The organism is Oleiphilus sp. HI0043, from assembly GCF_001634935.1.
On sequence record NZ_LWEY01000545.1, the window covers coordinates 1 to 15,297 of the forward strand.

Genomic DNA, 15,297 nt, shown 5'->3' on the forward strand with positions numbered 1-15,297 from the left:
CAACACAGAGCACCGGCATAGTCGAATTAACTTTGTTACCCCAGAGCAAAGGCACTTAGGTCTGGATGAAGAAATATTATCGAAGAGGGATGAGCTTTATCGCAAGATGAAAAGAAAGAACCAAATAAGGTGGTCAAAAGCTACGCGGAACTGGGAGAAAGTGGGTGACGTTAAGTTGAACCCGGAGAAGGAAAAACAAGCAGCTTAAATGCTCAGGCGACAACTACCTTGAAAAACGCCGTTATCGCAAACGGTGATCGAGTAATCGCAACGACTGATCACCATCAATCACAAACTCCTTCCATGCATTGAAACTCAATTTGTCGAGCACGTTATTCTTAGCGCTTTTAAGCCGAGAGTACGATGCCAAACAAGAGATTAGCAATGCGACACATTAAAGATATTCTCCGCCTCAAACTCGAGGCAAAACTGAGTCATCGAAATATTGCCCGCAGCTTAGGAATCGGCGTAGGCACTGTTTCCACTTATGGAAAAAGAGCGGTTGATGTTGGGCTAACCTGGCCACTTCCAATAGAGATGACTGACAATGAACTAGAACGTTTATTATTCCCCGACGCCAAGATCAATACGCGCCATGGTCGGGTTATGCCTGATTGCGCTGCCATTCACCAAGAACTCAAGCGCAAAGGCGTTACCAAGCAATTGTTGTGGGAGGAATATAAGCAAATACATGGCGACGCGGGCTATCAGTATTCGCAATATTGCGGCTACTATCGTGAATGGCGTTCTAAGCAAAAGCGCTCCATGCGCCAGATTCACCTTGCCGGTGAAAAAATGTTTGTGGATTACAGCGGGGCCACGGTACCTATCGTTAACCCGGATACTGGCGAGATCCGTTCAGCTGAGATCTTTGTAGCCATACTTGGCGCGAGTAACTACACCTTCGCAATGGCGTCATGGACGCAACGCAAAGCCGACTGGATTAACGCACATGTGAAAGCCTTTGAGTTCTTTGGCGGCGTACCGGAGATCGTTGTGCCTGACCAGTTACGCAGTGCTGTCAGCAAGCCAGCTCGTTATGACCCCGGTATCAATGTGAGCTACCAGCACATGGCATCACATTATAAAACGGCGATCATTCCCGCTAGGCCACTCAAGCCCAAGGATAAAGCAAAAGCAGAAAACGCGGTATTGATCGTGCAGCGCTGGATACTGGCTCGACTACGACATCAAACCTTCTTCACGCTGGCAGATCTAAATCAGACTATTAAGGTCTTGCTAGATGACCTTAACCGCCGTGCCTTTAAGAAACTACCGGGTTCCCGCTTAAGTCAATTTGAAGCCTTGGATAAGCCAGCGCTTAAATCGCTTCCCGCGAAGCATTATGAGTATGTCGAGTTCAAACTTGCACGCGTTAATATCGACTACCACATAGAGTTCGACAAGCATTATTACTCAGTACCTCATCATCTGGTGAAGTCTCAAGTAGAAGCCCAAGCAAGCCAAGATAGCGTTGCTATTTTCTTCAAAGGAAAACAGGTTGCACGACATGCTAGGAGCTTGCGCCAAGGGGGTTTTACCACCAATGCTCACCACATGCCTGAGCCCCATCGAAAGCACCAAGCCTGGACGCCGGAGAGACTGATCTCTTGGGGCGCTCGAATCGGGCCTGCAACGCAATCCATCGTACTAAACCTACTCGAACAAAAGAAGGTACCCGAACAAGCTTATCGAGTCTGCTTGGGTTTACTGAATCTGGCAAAACAATACACACCAGAAAGATTAGAAGCCGCTTGCTTACGGGCTCAGCATATCAATGCCCGACGACTGGCAAATATTAAGTCCATATTAGAAAGCAATATGGATCAACTGCCACTTCCATTATCACCTCAGACTTCGCCATCACCTCAAACAGAGACTCATCGTAACGTGCGCGGCGCTGATTACTACCACTAAAAACCCACCCCAAAACCAATAGGAAAAAACATGTTAGAAACACAAAGCTTACAGCAACTTCGACAGCTCAAGTTAACCGGTTTAGCCGAAGCACTAGAGATGCAGTTTAATCAACCCAATACCTATGAAGAGCTTAGCTTCGCCGAACGAATTAACCTAGCAGTACAACAAGAAGTGACTTACCGGCACGACAAACGCTTACAACGATTGCTCAAGGCTGCTCGCTTCAAGGTCACCGCTAGAATGGAAGATATCGACTACAGCCACCCACGTGGCTTAAAGCAAAGTACAGTCGCGGGCTTGCAAAGCAATACCTGGATAAGCAAAGGGCAAAATCTGGTAATGACGGGACCAACAGGCTGCGGAAAAACCTATCTTGCTTGTGCATTAGGACATCATGCCTGTCTGCACGGTTATCAAGTACGATACTTCAGAGCCTCGCGGTTGTTCGAGCAGCTGACCATCTCACACGGCGATGGTAGCTACCTAAGACTCTTAAACCAAATAGCCAAGGCTGATGTTCTAATTATCGATGACTGGGGCTTGGAGGCTTTAACACAGCCTCAAAAAAATGATCTACTCGAAATTATGGAAGATCGCCACAACAGTAAATCGACCATAGTGACTAGCCAATTACCGATGACGAAGTGGCATAAATTTATCGACGATCCGACCTTGGCTGACGCCATATTAGACCGGCTACTGCATAACGCTCACAAACTTAACTTAAAAGGAGAATCGATGAGAAAAGTACTAACTTCGTTGACTGAAGATGATCACTTGAAGTAAAAAGACAACTCACGATGCATGGATGGGAAACAAGTGATCACGTTCAGCGCAACGGCTGATCAGTTTTAGCGGAATACGCACAGGGTAGGGATTTTCCGTGGAAGCCAATAAACTTAGTGTGTTAGTCTTCTTAGACAGGGCCGATAATGCTTTGTCTGTATCTTCGTACTACAAGGGAAAATACAGACATGAGTAAAGCTGAAGCTTTATCCAAGAAAGAAATTCGACACGCTCTTGCGGTCGCAAATCTGATGACTCACAAAGAGGGTAAGCGCTGCGCTCTGGTTCTCTCTCATGCTGCTATGCGAGTCAGTGAAATCGCATTAATCGAAACTGGATCTCTTTTAAACTCTACAGGTGAATTAAGAAAAGAAATTCATCTTCCTGCCAAGATCTGTAAGCGCCTTAAGCCACGAACTATTTGGCTTACTAATCCAGTAAGTCGCGAAATAATCCAGGATTGGATTGAGTATCGCCTTAAGAAAAAGTGGGGAACAGTCATTGGTAGCGCTCAATACCAGGGATTAAATCCAAACAGCAGATTCTTATATAACAATCGGGGTAGACGTTATGCCATGACAGAGAAAAAGCGGGTTATGTATGATGGCTCCATTAAATCCTATAGGGCGTGTGATTCGCTGGAGCACTTGATTAGAGCTATTTACACGAAGGCAGGTTTTCATAATGCGTCTTCTCACACAGGGCGAAAATCGCTTATCACTAACGCGATTATTGATAAAGGAATAAGCCTTAAACAGGCTGCACGAATACTTGGTCATAGCAACCACGAGCAGGTATTGTTTTATGTCACGATCAGTAAAAAGCGACTTTCTGAAATGTATGAAGAAGCTCTTTAGTTGGTTTTGAATGCGTGCTGAAGAAATAATTTATAAGTAGGTGATAGTCTATCTAGTGCCATAACTTGCCGTTGGTGGTGCAATTTAGCTTTGGCCTAATCGTCATGAATTAGGGTACTGCAAAACTAAGGCTTTGCTTCTAAAGCGGCCTTTTTTGATATAAAGTTTTTGCTATCGCAAATATTTCGAAAAGAGCAAAGTGGACACTTTCCTTATGTCCATTCAATGATTGAAAAGAGGTATTAGCAGTGTTTATAAGTTCGTATGGAAAACTGTGAGTAAATTTCTAGATCGGTATCTTTTCTACACTGCATGCTAACAATACAAAGCGGATATACTTGTTGAATGATTCTCATTTGTCACCGCCCCTATTTCATCCCTTCAGAAAAATTAGAGATTGATACCGGCATTTAATAGCTCCAGCGCTTGAGGACACTTTTTCATAACGTGCTTGAAAGATTCAGAAAATCCATTCCTTAGCAAACTAAAGCTTACTTTGTTACTTGGGTTATAGAACTTAATTTCACCCGATTCACTAGATGAGAATAGTGCAATCATATCCTGCCAATTCTTTTTAGACACTTCATCTGATTCTGTAAAGAGCGCACTAGAAAAAAATTGGCCGTTAAAAACTTGGGGGATGGGGCCAGAAAAAAAGCTGAGTGCATTGTTATTTGGTAGCTCAATCTTTTCGTCCCTATGGTTTTTTACATAGAACAATTCGATATTTTGTTCATATTCCACATCAGGTTTACTTAAATTATTTATGAGCGCCCAAGCCACGCTTTTGTTATCACTTAAAGGCATGCAATTAAACTCAAACAAGTATGAATCATGCTCTTGACCGTGCAAGTGCCAAGAGACCATTCTCTTGTTGCCTAGTTGGTCATAAGTTTTGGGCGTACGCGTATTCCAAGGATATATTAGGGTTCTATCATATCGATATTGAATGCGACTATCGTCATCCTGTGTCATCACAAACACTTCAGCAGTACCAGAATTTATATACTCGTCCGACTTTTTCCGAGCTTCTGATTTATTTTCATTTATCAAAATCAAGCTTGGATGTGATGCGTCACCTGAAATATTTGGCTGCTCTATTGCGGCAGCTAGAGAGCTTGCTAAAGCCCAACCCGTTGGCCAATTCTGAGACACAGGCTTTGAATTCTTGTCACGAAAGACAGCGCTTGCTTTGAATACTGTATGCCTCAAATTTGCCTCGTAGTTTTCATCTTTTTCTTGGAAAATTATTTTGGCAACCATGGATACAGAGTGCTGGATATTCTTTTTTATTTGAACATTTGAAACTACAGACTCTGTACCACCAAAATTGTGTATTTGATAACTGTCACTTAAACCAGAACTAGACGTAATAGTTTGCTGATATGTGCTAGGCGACTTTAACCGGCTTGTGTATGACGGAGTCATCTCATAGCCTTGTTCTGATTCTAATATGTTTGTATCAAATATAAGAGACACAATATAGTCAGCTTCTTCTTGACGGAAAACTCTTGTAAATCCATTTCTTTCTAAAGCTTCTTCTACTCCGCCGCTTAGCCCGATATAGTCAGTGGTAGCAATTTCTACAAATGATCCAACGTGAGCTTTCTTATCCCCATAAACAAGCATAAATTTACCTGGAGCAGGAATATAATTTTGTTTGTACGCGGTCTTAAACACTTCAATTGAATGAGTTAAAACGTCCGATTGGATTTCATTGACGTGTGTCGCGCATGAAATTACTAGCAGTAACGGAGCTAAAATAAGTGCTTTAAACAGTTGCATAACTTACTCTATAAATATGAGGTTAAATTCTGTTGGCAGATACTAATTGCTCTCAACATAAATGATTAATATTTTAAGCTCAAGATGAATAAGCACTCTTGACAATTATTCTTAAAAGCTGCCTTTAAAGCTTTTACAGCATTGTGCCCGCTTTTGCTCAACTTCACTAGTTATCGCAATTTAGAAACTGGCTAAATTATCCTGAAAGAAGTCAGCAGCCTTATGTCTCGTTTGCGGACATGATTGCTGCAAGTGTGCGTGCACTTCCTTCAATAACTTATTCCCCATACCTCTATAGAGAATTCCAATGGAATCCGTTAGTATCATAGAAAATGCTAATGCATGGAAAAATCTTCAGGGAAAAAATATGGCGGAAGAGCTGAAAAATATAGAAGAGCATAATCCATCTTTGATTTTGTACTCTAAAGAACACGGGACTGGTATACAAAATAACTGGCTATGAAATCCAACTACGATTTGGTTTAACTAGCTTGAACAATGAATGTTATTAATAAAAAAGGAAAACTATGAGAAATATTATAGCTGTTTTATCCATTGCTATTTTATCTGGTTGTGGGTCTTCTAATTCGACAGACCCTTCGGTAGAAGGGGCATTCTCTTCGATTGCAGGTGTGTATTCCTGGGATGACGAAGATGGTGATGAAGGTTACACCGAGATTAAGTCCAATGGGGAAATGGCGAAATACGATTATTATGGTGATAGCTTCGACCAAGGTGATAATTGCTACTACATTGAAACAGATCTTCAGTATTTAACTCATAATTCAGGTACTAGTTATACTATTAATTATGACGTAGACCTTTCAACTATTTCTGAAGAGGAAATAGCTGAATACCAGCCACAGAATGTAACGATTGAGAGGGTCTCAGGAGGTTTGCATGTGACAGGGACTTATTATAATGGTGAAGACTATGACTTAGTATTACCAATTACAGATTTGGTGAGTTCAGATTTTGCTCCTAACTGCGATGATTAGAGTCGAAAGCAGTCTAAGGGTATACGCATTCAGTTGGCTTTCTCATTCGAGCTTCTCTACTCAACTAAATTAGTACACCTTATATAAAGACGGAAAAACGGGTATATGGAAGAAATCGAGTTACTAGCTATTGATATTGAAACAACTGGTTTAGACCCGAGAGATCATCGTATATGTGAGTTTGGGGCAGTCAAATTTAATAGCCTTGGCGAAATTATTGATACCTTTTCAATTTTAGTTAATCCAGGTCGTTCAATTCCTTTTCCTGCATATAAGGTACATGGAATTAAAGCAGAAATGGTTGAGAATGCTCCAACTCCAAGAGAGGGTTGGGATCAGCTTTTGGAATGGGCAGGATCAATTAACCCCTTTGTTTCTCATAATGCGTCATTTGAATGTGGGTTTATACAAGCTCTCTATAAGAGCAATGAAGATAAGCCCAATTTCAAAATTTACGACACACTTAAACTTTCACGAAGGCAATTAAAAGATGAGAGCAGTTATAAGTTGGAAAAACTGATTCCATCTCTTGCTGGAAAAGGTCATAGAGCACTACCTGATGCAGAGGCATGTGCTGAACTATTCTTAAAAATTGCAAAGACTTACAAATCCAACAGGATACCCAAAACTAATGAGAAAGACTTTTGGGCTATTGATTATTTTGAAGAAAACAAGCCTTCTAATAAACAGCTCAGCTATATTGAATCTCTTGGTGGCGATCAGGGCTTACCAAAGACCAAAATGGAAGCTAGTGAATATATTGATGAGCTGAAAGGTTTAAAGGAATCTGCTGAAAGGGAAGCAAACCGACCTTTAAAAGAATCTTCTGGAAGCGGCATGGTAATGTTTGCAGCAATAATATTAACCATCGTTGTAGTAGCCTATTTTGTTGGCTAAACAAATAGAACGGAAAAGCTAACGCTATGTCTTCAATTACCAAAACAGAACAACTGTTAAGAAATGCTCTTTCCTATTGTGGTGGTCTCTATAAACTTGAAATGGAAGGCTTCTATCCAAGGGCAGGTTTAATAGATGAAAGTAATCTTGTTCGGTTGTATATCGAGGCATTAAAGAGACTTTCAGATAGTAAAGATAGAGAATGCAAACCCAAAGTCTATGCTTGGACAGAGTATCTAAATGGGAAAGGTAAAAGGTTTGATGCTGTCATAAAGATTAATGATGACCTAGTCATATTGGAAGCTAAGAGGATTAAGCAGGGAAAAAGGAATGGGGTTAACAATGCTGATGCTGCTCTTAAGTCTATATATAAAGACTCAGAAAGACTGTTTAAAACGGATGTATATCAACCTGTATTAAATGACTTGGGGAAGCGTAGTGTTTTCACTGGAGACATATATAGGGTTTTAATTTCAGCGATTTGGCTCTATAAAGATCCAAGCAAAAATATTCATATGGACTCTGCCAAAACTGAGTGGTTAAGAAAGGGAGCATTTTCTCCTGATTGGAGAAATGCGTATACGGCAGAGGTTAATAACATTGACCCTAAAATAAGCAAGAAGAGTGAATTGGGCTTGCTCTTGGCTATAGCAAAATAAACAACGGAAAAATAAGTTATACCTCGCCATAGACACTTGAGCATGAATTATAATGCAAAACGAAAAGACCTCTAACTTTATTAATAAAGCCAGATCTGTTCATGGCGAAAAATATGAGTATGAGGAGTCTGACTATATTAAGTCAGCAATAAAGCTAACTGTTACCTGCCCAGAGCATGGAAACTTCTCAATTACTCCCAATAATCATTTGAGAGGAAAAGGATGCGCTGAGTGTGGTAAAGGTAAATCTCGCTTAGCCAGACTAAAAACAGTTGATAAATTTCTGTCCAAAGCTAACGAAGTCCATGGAGTCAGATACAACTATTCTAAGATTAACTACAAAGATACTCATACAAAAGTAGAGATCATATGCAAAGATCACGGCGCTTTTTTACAGGCACCTCAAAAACATATGGCAGGACAGGGTTGTCCAAGCTGCGCTAGAAATTATTTATCTGAGTTATTTAACTCAGATATGAGTCAATTTGTTGAAAAAGCGAAAGCGGTGCACGCCGATAAGTTCGATTACTCTGAAGCCACATATGTTAACAGCAAAACGCCAATCCGAATTATCTGTCCTATACACGGTGTATTTGATCAAGATCCTACTACTCATCTGAACAGCAATGGCTGCCCACAATGTGGGAAACTAATGGCAGCAAAGAAGAAAACTAAAGATACTGAATGGTTTATTGAGCAAGCTACTCTAGTCCATGGTAACAACTATCAGTACGATCAGAGTCAATATAAATCCATAAAGACACCCTTAACTATTTGTTGCCCACTGCACGGTACTTTTGAACAAACTCCTGATAAGCACATTCAAGGTCAAGGTTGCCCTCAATGTAAGTGGGTCAAAATCAGTAAAGCCAATACCAGCACTACTAACGAGTTTATACATAAAGCACATTTAGTTCATGAGGATCGATATTCATACGATAAAGTCGATTACCGTTCAGCTAAAGATAACGTCATCATAACTTGTCATCTACATGGTGACTTTGAGCAGACACCTGACTCTCATTTAACAGGAGCAGGCTGTAAAGTTTGTGCAGGTATTCCTGATATTGACACCGCCGAGTTCATAAAAAGGGCCAGGGAGATACATGGCGATAAATACTCGTACGAGAATTCTGAATATAAATCAGCAAAAACCAATGTGCGAATAGCATGTCCAATACATGGTGAATATGGTCAAGCCCCAAACAACCATTTAACTGGTGCAGGGTGCCCATTATGCTCAAGAATTAAGAAGCATCTAATTTCAGTCATTGATTCAGAATTAAGAGATGATCCGATGAACTGTTACTACATTGAGTTTATTGGTACCACCAAACATTTTTGGAAAGTAGGAGTTTCAACGAATTCTATTTTTGAACGATATCGTTCTAGCAATCTTGAAAGAGACCAGTTGAAGATCGCTCATTACGAGGAACTGCCTACCACAGCATACAAAGCTTTGTTGTATGAAGTCTATTGGATGATTCATATGGAGAAATATAGTGGTCGTTCTCAGGGGTTCTTAGAATATTCTGGAGGTGGTACAGAAACCTTTACTACAGATATAAGCAATGGACTATCACTAGCTGACATGCTTAATATGGCGGTTGGAGAATGGGGGCATTTGAATAAATCCAACCTTCAAAACCTACCAATAACGTCCTGGCATATAAAGCAAAAATTGACTTAACAATTAACGAGACAAATAGTTAAACGGAAAACGGAAAACGGAAAAACGGAAAAAGGTAATTGCATGATTTCAAAGAAACTCATTAAGGGAGTGACTATATTTCTTATTTCTCTTTGTATGATCTCTTGCGGGATTAATAAAATAAAAATTGCGGACAAAGCTACAGGCCCAAAGGAGTTGTACGTTAACCTCTCAAGTGACCCTCTTCTTATTACAATAGAGCTAAAAACCATACTCGAATCTAAGGGATATAAAGTAGCTCTTAGTACTGAAGAGTCAGCTAAGGAAGTAACTATTCACGCAGACTCAAACACTGAAACTACATATAAAAATGTTAGTTCCTCGAATAATCGGTATGAGTTAATACTCGGCTATCAACCTATTCAAGATAGAATTAAGCTAATTGTGGCATCTGTAAGGGATCGAGAAAAGAACAAAATTCTAGGTACTTGGCGCTGGTCTTGGAGTCAAATGATCCCGGCTCCTACTATCGAAGGTGCGATTTACCTAGTCGAAGAAAACCTCTTGGCTAAAGTATTTGAATAATAGCTCTCCTTAGGCAGCAATTATCATTTAATCAAAAAAACGGAACAGTAAAAAAGATGCCTATAACCGAAGATGAGTACGAAATAATAACGGATGAGCTGGATTCTGGAGAGTTCTTCGATATTTGCATGGTTGCTAACCAGGCAAATACTTCTGGCCTATTTGATGAATTAGATAATATACACAGGCTGTCAAAATCCGCTCTCGACTACTCTTTTGAAGCTGGTACACACGATTCACTTGAAGAGCTTCATAGTGAAGTTCAGGAAGTCTTGAGTGGTGTTGAAGAGTCTTTAGAGGTGCTTGAAAAGATACGCAAAGTCTTAAACAAGGCTGATGAAACTCTTTCTGAAAAACTATACAGCGACTAACTAAACACCGGAAAAACGGAAAAACGGAAAAATCAAAATGGGAGTTTGCAATAATTGCAAACTATTACTCAAGAGAACGGAAAAACAAAGATCTGAAACTTTAATCGAAGCCGCAAAAGCAGAAGCTAATTCTCTTGTAGTTGTTGCTGATAAGCGTCTAGGTGAAGCGGAAGACGAACTGAAAACGCTCCGTGTCCAGGTAAGCCAATTAACGGTTGATGAGGCGAAAAGGCAGATAGAGAAAGAGCAGTTTAAGCAGGCTCAAGATTCATTGAATTCAGTGCAGAGTGATTTAGCGGATCAAAAAACACAGTCTGTTAAATTAACGGCAGAAGTAGCCGGTTATGAAAAAGATGTGGCAAGACTAACTCAGGATTTAGCGGATACGAAAGTACAGTTGGATAAGGCCAGCAGTGCTCAAGTTATGCTTATTGAAGCTCAAAAACAACTCGCTCAATTAGAGCGTGATTTATCGCAGTCAGAGCGTGAAAAAGATTCGTTGTCTCATGCTCTTGCAGCGACATCAGGTAAAAAATAGGAGGGAGCAATGGTAAGCGAAAAAGCTATTGATCGGACTTCTCCAGAATCTACAAACGACTAATGTTTGCAATTATTGCAAAGCGCCTAAAACGATAATAGGGAGTAGGTTTGCATGTCTTCGGATTCAATGTGGAAATATTCAAGGCACATCGAAAGCGATATTCAGGATGTAATCTTACTTGTTTTAGATACTTATGGTGAAGAGGCTGTGCAGGAACTTATGCGTCTTTACAGAGAGTTATCTGTAACAAGCATAAATAGCTTTATAAATCAAAATGCAGAAGTAATATCTGAATTTGTTGGTAAAACCAGAAGCCAAAGGCCTGCCTTCATACGAAAAATTGTAAAGAAAAAAGGTGATGTCGAGCTACAGGATATATTAGAGCTTTTCGCTTGTATTATAGCTGCCATGCAAAAAACATCTGAATTGATGGATATTAGAGATAGGTTCTCAGAGGTTTTTTCTCCAGGGGCATCGTATAGACAGGCTGCATCTCAAGGGGTTTTAGCTACCCGCGCTATCTTAAGGTCGCTTTCTTCTACTTCTGATTTGTCGGAAGATGTATTGGATACACCAGGTATAGCACACATCGTTTTCAATCAGAGAGCGGATTAATAATGACGCTTTCTATATTATTTCATTCATAAGAGCGAGGGATACATGCAACAGTTTAACGTGCGAGAGTTGGTTGATGATGTAAAGGCGAAAGATACTTTTAACCAGGTTCAACTAGAGGCTATCAGTGTAAGCGCTCTTGGTTCCGATGTTATGTTTGAGTCAGATAAAGATAAGCTTGTTGATGTTGTTAATACGGCAATCGCAAATTCATTTCATAATGGAGCCTCAAGGGTTACAGTCCAGGCAAACGATAGCTATGGAAAGTATTTGTATATAGATGATAATGGTCGTGGTCTAAATCTATGGGAGTTAAAAGAAATATATAGCGGGGCTACATCAAGAACGTTTGGTGCAATGCTTCTTAAGTCAAAATGTGATGCGCTCGGAGTTCGTGTTGAATATTCAACTGCTCAAGGCTTAGGCTTTGGCACAGTGCTATATGTTTAGAATTTTAGTGCAGATAATATCCTTATATATCAATGACCTATGCGCATAATGTTGATTATGTTAAATGATATCCTCTACATACGTTAAATTTAGTAGTGAAAGCTAAACTTAATGGAACAAGCTTGTAGGTTAAGAAGGCGGATGTAAATGACGGAAGATAAAGATCGATTGCGACACTTGTTGACTATTGCTGATAAAGAAGCGAAATATTTACAGTCTACTTTTAATCGTTTGAGTTCTGAAACTATCAATGAGAAATGGGTTGTTGAGCTGGAAGATAATTTGGAGTTGGCTGAACGTGTAGATGCTTTTATCGGCTCCCCAACAATATAGGGAGCAGATTTTACATTTTTGTCCATAACGTGCTGTTATATAAAGAAAATATCTCTAGGTTTTTATAGCTTGATAGATCTAATTTTATCCATATCAAAACGAGCATCATTAGATGCCTTCCTTCTGAAATCGTATTCGCCACGTAAATTAACGTGCTTCCATGTTATCACTGAGCCCTGACTTATTGATTCAATGAGATCTCTTCTATCGTCAGGGTCTGACGTGTCAGCTACAAGGTCGGATAAATATAAATAGTTCCAGAGTATGATTGAGTTCTGGAGAAGCAGCTTGCACGCCGTAGCAACTTCCTGGTCTGCTAGAACACCTTCTTGAAAGGCTTGGTCGTTGTCAAAGAATACCGCTCGAGAGAATCTATTCGAAAGCTCGACTCTATTGAGTTGCTTTTGTATTTGTTGTCTTAGATCTTCGTCATCGAAATAAGTCAGAATGAACTGTGATTTAATAACCCTTCCAAACTCTTTAAGTGCTCGATACAAGGGGTGCTCCTTAGAGTATGAGCTTAATCGTTTAAACAGCTGTGAGGCAGTAGCTTGCTTCATCTTAATCGTTGCAATAAATCTTAAGATATCATCCCAGTGATCAAGTATTTGATTTTTGCTGACAGGACGACTTGGAAGTAGACGATATCCTTTGTCGTAAAAAGTTTTTCGCGCAGAAAAGCTATATATTTGCTGGTTCCCGATGTTGGCAAGTCTTGGTGCAAACGCTATCCCTAGAAAGTGCGACACAGCGAATATCTGCTCTGTATAACCATGTGTATCGGTTGAATGTACTTGCCTAAGATCCGTCACTTCATTTTGGAGTAAACCATCAATGACGTATGGTGCCTCACGATCGGAAGCGCTGAAGACAGAGTTGTGGAATAACGACTGCTTTTCATCAATGAATGTATAAATTGTGACGCCCTTGTCTTTGCCGAAATATTTGTAGGAATGATTCGCGTGCAAGCAATCTACATCGACGTTTACCTTTCTACCATCACTCGATGAGTGGAGAACTTCCGGATCCTTTAGATAAGCACTGGATAATTTTAAATTGTGGATTGCATCTACGATGCGGTTATTAGCTTTTCTAATATTTTCTAAACTGAAAAACCAGTTAACTGTGTTGTGCAGCGTGTGCTCCTGTATACCAGCGGAAATACTCGCGAGTTTGCCTAAGCCAATATTACAGCCCTTTGCAAGAATACCAGCCATTAGAGTTTCTTCCTTTGGTTTCATCTTTACATTTTTAGGGCTCAGGTGCTTAAAGTCAGCAGTGAACTGGCATACCTGGTTTACTTCTTTAAGTAGTTGGAGAATTGGAATATATCCATCCTGGGATAGGGCATCCGCAATAAATGATTCCTCTTGAAAGTCAGTTTTTGGCGTGCTCACTCTAGATACTCGGCCATCTTTAAAAGTGAGGGAGGTATTTATCCCGTCGGCTAAGTGCTTATTAACAACCTTGTATTTCTCGTGAAGGCCCAATTTTAAGCCCGCTAAATATGCTTCTCCGTCTATGTACTCAAGTAGATTGCACTCGCGCAAGATCTGGTATTTTCGAGCCTCCCAATATTCTTTATCAATCATGTAGTCCTGAATGCTGCGGAAGCGATATGAGTAGGCTAAATTTAAGTCCCCGGATTTGATTGCTTTAGAGATATAGATAAACAGCAGGCACTTATACAGAGGGATTGAAAAGTCATTACGCTCAACATTAGCTCGATCTTGCTTTGACAGAAACTTAATAGGTGGAGATTTGCCGACATTGCCCTCTGACTCTTGAAAGTGATCTACTGCTTCTAATAAATCCTTTGCCTTGGAGGTACTATCAAAATTGAGAGCACGTACGATAGGGGTCGCTTTAAGTTGAAGTCTTAAAGAAAGCGATTCGAGCAGTTGATAGTACGTATGATTTTTACTTTCTTTTCTCAGCTGATTATCCAGATCTTCTAACAAACTATAATCAATTTCGTCGTTCTTTTGGTAATCAAAAACCAGCTCTTCTATCTTGTGATATTTTTCGTTGGGCGTTGCAGATACGCTTTCAACAATTGAGATAATTTCTTTTGCTAGCTTTGAAATAGATTTATGAGATTTGCTTAACTCGTGAATTGCCTTGTCTCGTTCTTCTTTGACAGATCGTTCGTGCTCAGCTTGTTTGCTTGAAGCTTTGTGCAACGTTGATGTCACCGACTTCATCAAAGCGTCTACTAGACTATCTTGCCGAGCGAAGTAGTGATGCTTAACAAACCCCAGCAGGTGAAGATAAATATTTTCTTTATCTGTAAATTGCGTCAGTTGTTGAATATCGGCTTTGCGTACCCATTCAGCATAATACCTAGTCGCCTTGTCATTTATATTTAATTCGTCATAAACATCTGCAAGCTGATCAAACATATCTTTGAAAACGATCATGTTATTCACGTTTTGCTTAATATCTTTTGGCCGCATGGACTGATCAATGTTCTTATATGATGCTAGCGGGGTAGTTGTTCTGCTTCCGGCAGTTATGGGAGTTAATAGGGAGTCCAGTAATTCTGAATGAGCCGGTTTAATCGCCCTGCGAAGATTAGAAATTTGATTCTTCTCTGACTCGTTGAAAGCATCCGTGATTATTGTGTTTAATTCCGGCGTTTTTCAAGGTAGTTGTCGCCTGAGCATTTAAGCTGCTTGTTTTTCCTTCTCCGGGTTCAACTTAACGTCACCCACTTTCTCCCAGTTCCGCGTAGCTTTTGACCACCTTATTTGGTTCTTTCTTTTCATCTTGCGATAAAGCTCATCCCTCTTCGATAATATTTCTTCATCCAGACCTAAGTGCCTTTGCTCTGGGGTAACAAAGTTAAT

The 15,297-nt window shown here is 40.2% G+C and carries 16 protein-coding genes and 2 pseudogenes; 15 read left to right on the forward strand and 3 right to left on the reverse strand.

What is annotated here, in order from left to right:
• From A3729_RS32465 to A3729_RS06665, 4 genes and pseudogenes are all read left to right on the forward strand, one after another.
• Positions 1 to 208: pseudogene (locus tag A3729_RS32465) on the forward strand (IS3 family transposase); the annotation flags it as partial.
• Positions 209 to 363: 155 nt separating this feature from the next.
• Positions 364 to 1,917, forward strand: a complete 1,554-nt coding sequence (istA, locus tag A3729_RS06655) for an IS21 family transposase (RefSeq protein ID WP_068567406.1) — start codon at positions 364 to 366, stop codon at positions 1,915 to 1,917.
• A gap of 30 nt (positions 1,918 to 1,947) precedes the next feature.
• Complete coding sequence (istB, locus tag A3729_RS06660; RefSeq protein ID WP_068510153.1) at positions 1,948 to 2,706, forward strand: IS21-like element helper ATPase IstB; 759 nt, start codon at positions 1,948 to 1,950, stop codon at positions 2,704 to 2,706.
• 188 nt (positions 2,707 to 2,894) lie between these two features.
• On the forward strand, positions 2,895 to 3,563 hold the full coding sequence (locus A3729_RS06665; RefSeq protein WP_068633465.1) for a site-specific integrase: 669 nt from the start codon (positions 2,895 to 2,897) through the stop codon (positions 3,561 to 3,563).
• A gap of 390 nt (positions 3,564 to 3,953) precedes the next feature.
• Here the strand turns inward: A3729_RS06665 and A3729_RS06670 are convergent, their stop codons facing one another.
• A complete protein-coding gene (locus A3729_RS06670) occupies positions 3,954 to 5,348 on the reverse strand; it encodes a hypothetical protein (RefSeq protein WP_068633467.1) in 1,395 nt (464 codons plus the stop codon).
• Positions 5,349 to 5,655: 307 nt separating this feature from the next.
• On the opposite strand from A3729_RS06670, the gene A3729_RS31400 reads away from it, so the two are divergent.
• From A3729_RS31400 to A3729_RS06720, 11 genes are all read left to right on the forward strand, one after another.
• Positions 5,656 to 5,811, forward strand: coding sequence for a hypothetical protein (locus tag A3729_RS31400; protein WP_156495059.1), 156 nt, complete (start codon positions 5,656 to 5,658; stop codon positions 5,809 to 5,811).
• 64 nt (positions 5,812 to 5,875) lie between these two features.
• On the forward strand, positions 5,876 to 6,346 hold the full coding sequence (locus tag A3729_RS06675; RefSeq protein ID WP_068633469.1) for a hypothetical protein: 471 nt from the start codon (positions 5,876 to 5,878) through the stop codon (positions 6,344 to 6,346).
• Between the two features lie 105 nt (positions 6,347 to 6,451).
• Entirely contained in the window at positions 6,452 to 7,243 is a 792-nt protein-coding gene (locus A3729_RS06680) for a 3'-5' exonuclease (protein WP_068509515.1), read from the forward strand.
• Positions 7,244 to 7,269: 26 nt separating this feature from the next.
• Positions 7,270 to 7,902, forward strand: a complete 633-nt coding sequence (locus tag A3729_RS06685; RefSeq protein WP_068633473.1) for a hypothetical protein — start codon at positions 7,270 to 7,272, stop codon at positions 7,900 to 7,902.
• A gap of 52 nt (positions 7,903 to 7,954) precedes the next feature.
• A complete protein-coding gene (locus A3729_RS06690) occupies positions 7,955 to 9,592 on the forward strand; it encodes a hypothetical protein (RefSeq protein ID WP_068633474.1) in 1,638 nt (545 codons plus the stop codon).
• A gap of 63 nt (positions 9,593 to 9,655) precedes the next feature.
• Positions 9,656 to 10,138, forward strand: coding sequence for a hypothetical protein (locus A3729_RS06695; RefSeq protein WP_068633476.1), 483 nt, complete (start codon positions 9,656 to 9,658; stop codon positions 10,136 to 10,138).
• Positions 10,139 to 10,194: 56 nt separating this feature from the next.
• On the forward strand, positions 10,195 to 10,509 hold the full coding sequence (locus A3729_RS06700; RefSeq protein WP_068633478.1) for a hypothetical protein: 315 nt from the start codon (positions 10,195 to 10,197) through the stop codon (positions 10,507 to 10,509).
• A gap of 37 nt (positions 10,510 to 10,546) precedes the next feature.
• Positions 10,547 to 11,047 (forward strand): hypothetical protein, encoded by a 501-nt coding sequence (locus A3729_RS06705; protein ID WP_068633480.1) that lies wholly within the window; start codon positions 10,547 to 10,549, stop codon positions 11,045 to 11,047.
• Between the two features lie 114 nt (positions 11,048 to 11,161).
• Positions 11,162 to 11,665 (forward strand): hypothetical protein, encoded by a 504-nt coding sequence (locus tag A3729_RS06710; RefSeq protein ID WP_068633482.1) that lies wholly within the window; start codon positions 11,162 to 11,164, stop codon positions 11,663 to 11,665.
• 45 nt (positions 11,666 to 11,710) lie between these two features.
• Positions 11,711 to 12,115 carry an ATP-binding protein gene (locus A3729_RS06715; RefSeq protein ID WP_068633485.1) on the forward strand — a complete coding sequence of 135 codons (405 nt, stop codon included), beginning with the start codon at positions 11,711 to 11,713 and terminating at the stop codon, positions 12,113 to 12,115.
• A gap of 147 nt (positions 12,116 to 12,262) precedes the next feature.
• Positions 12,263 to 12,448, forward strand: a complete 186-nt coding sequence (locus A3729_RS06720; protein WP_068633487.1) for a hypothetical protein — start codon at positions 12,263 to 12,265, stop codon at positions 12,446 to 12,448.
• Positions 12,449 to 12,510: 62 nt separating this feature from the next.
• Here A3729_RS06720 and A3729_RS06725 read toward each other — a convergent pair whose 3' ends face one another.
• Complete coding sequence (locus A3729_RS06725) at positions 12,511 to 15,069, reverse strand: Tn3 family transposase (protein ID WP_304439695.1); 2,559 nt, start codon at positions 15,067 to 15,069, stop codon at positions 12,511 to 12,513.
• Positions 15,070 to 15,114: 45 nt separating this feature from the next.
• Positions 15,115 to 15,297: pseudogene (locus tag A3729_RS32470) on the reverse strand (IS3 family transposase); the annotation flags it as partial.

Coding starts and splice junctions, on each gene's coding strand:
- istA (WP_068567406.1), top strand. CDS start 364: ATGCCAAACAAGAGATTAGCAATGCGACACATTAAAGATATTCTCCGC.
- istB (WP_068510153.1), top strand. CDS start 1,948: ATGTTAGAAACACAAAGCTTACAGCAACTTCGACAGCTCAAGTTAACC.
- A3729_RS06665 (WP_068633465.1), top strand. CDS start 2,895: ATGAGTAAAGCTGAAGCTTTATCCAAGAAAGAAATTCGACACGCTCTT.
- A3729_RS06670 (WP_068633467.1), bottom strand. CDS start 5,348: ATGCAACTGTTTAAAGCACTTATTTTAGCTCCGTTACTGCTAGTAATT.
- A3729_RS31400 (WP_156495059.1), top strand. CDS start 5,656: ATGGAATCCGTTAGTATCATAGAAAATGCTAATGCATGGAAAAATCTT.
- A3729_RS06675 (WP_068633469.1), top strand. CDS start 5,876: ATGAGAAATATTATAGCTGTTTTATCCATTGCTATTTTATCTGGTTGT.
- A3729_RS06680 (WP_068509515.1), top strand. CDS start 6,452: ATGGAAGAAATCGAGTTACTAGCTATTGATATTGAAACAACTGGTTTA.
- A3729_RS06685 (WP_068633473.1), top strand. CDS start 7,270: ATGTCTTCAATTACCAAAACAGAACAACTGTTAAGAAATGCTCTTTCC.
- A3729_RS06690 (WP_068633474.1), top strand. CDS start 7,955: ATGCAAAACGAAAAGACCTCTAACTTTATTAATAAAGCCAGATCTGTT.
- A3729_RS06695 (WP_068633476.1), top strand. CDS start 9,656: ATGATTTCAAAGAAACTCATTAAGGGAGTGACTATATTTCTTATTTCT.
- A3729_RS06700 (WP_068633478.1), top strand. CDS start 10,195: ATGCCTATAACCGAAGATGAGTACGAAATAATAACGGATGAGCTGGAT.
- A3729_RS06705 (WP_068633480.1), top strand. CDS start 10,547: ATGGGAGTTTGCAATAATTGCAAACTATTACTCAAGAGAACGGAAAAA.
- A3729_RS06710 (WP_068633482.1), top strand. CDS start 11,162: ATGTCTTCGGATTCAATGTGGAAATATTCAAGGCACATCGAAAGCGAT.
- A3729_RS06715 (WP_068633485.1), top strand. CDS start 11,711: ATGCAACAGTTTAACGTGCGAGAGTTGGTTGATGATGTAAAGGCGAAA.
- A3729_RS06720 (WP_068633487.1), top strand. CDS start 12,263: ATGACGGAAGATAAAGATCGATTGCGACACTTGTTGACTATTGCTGAT.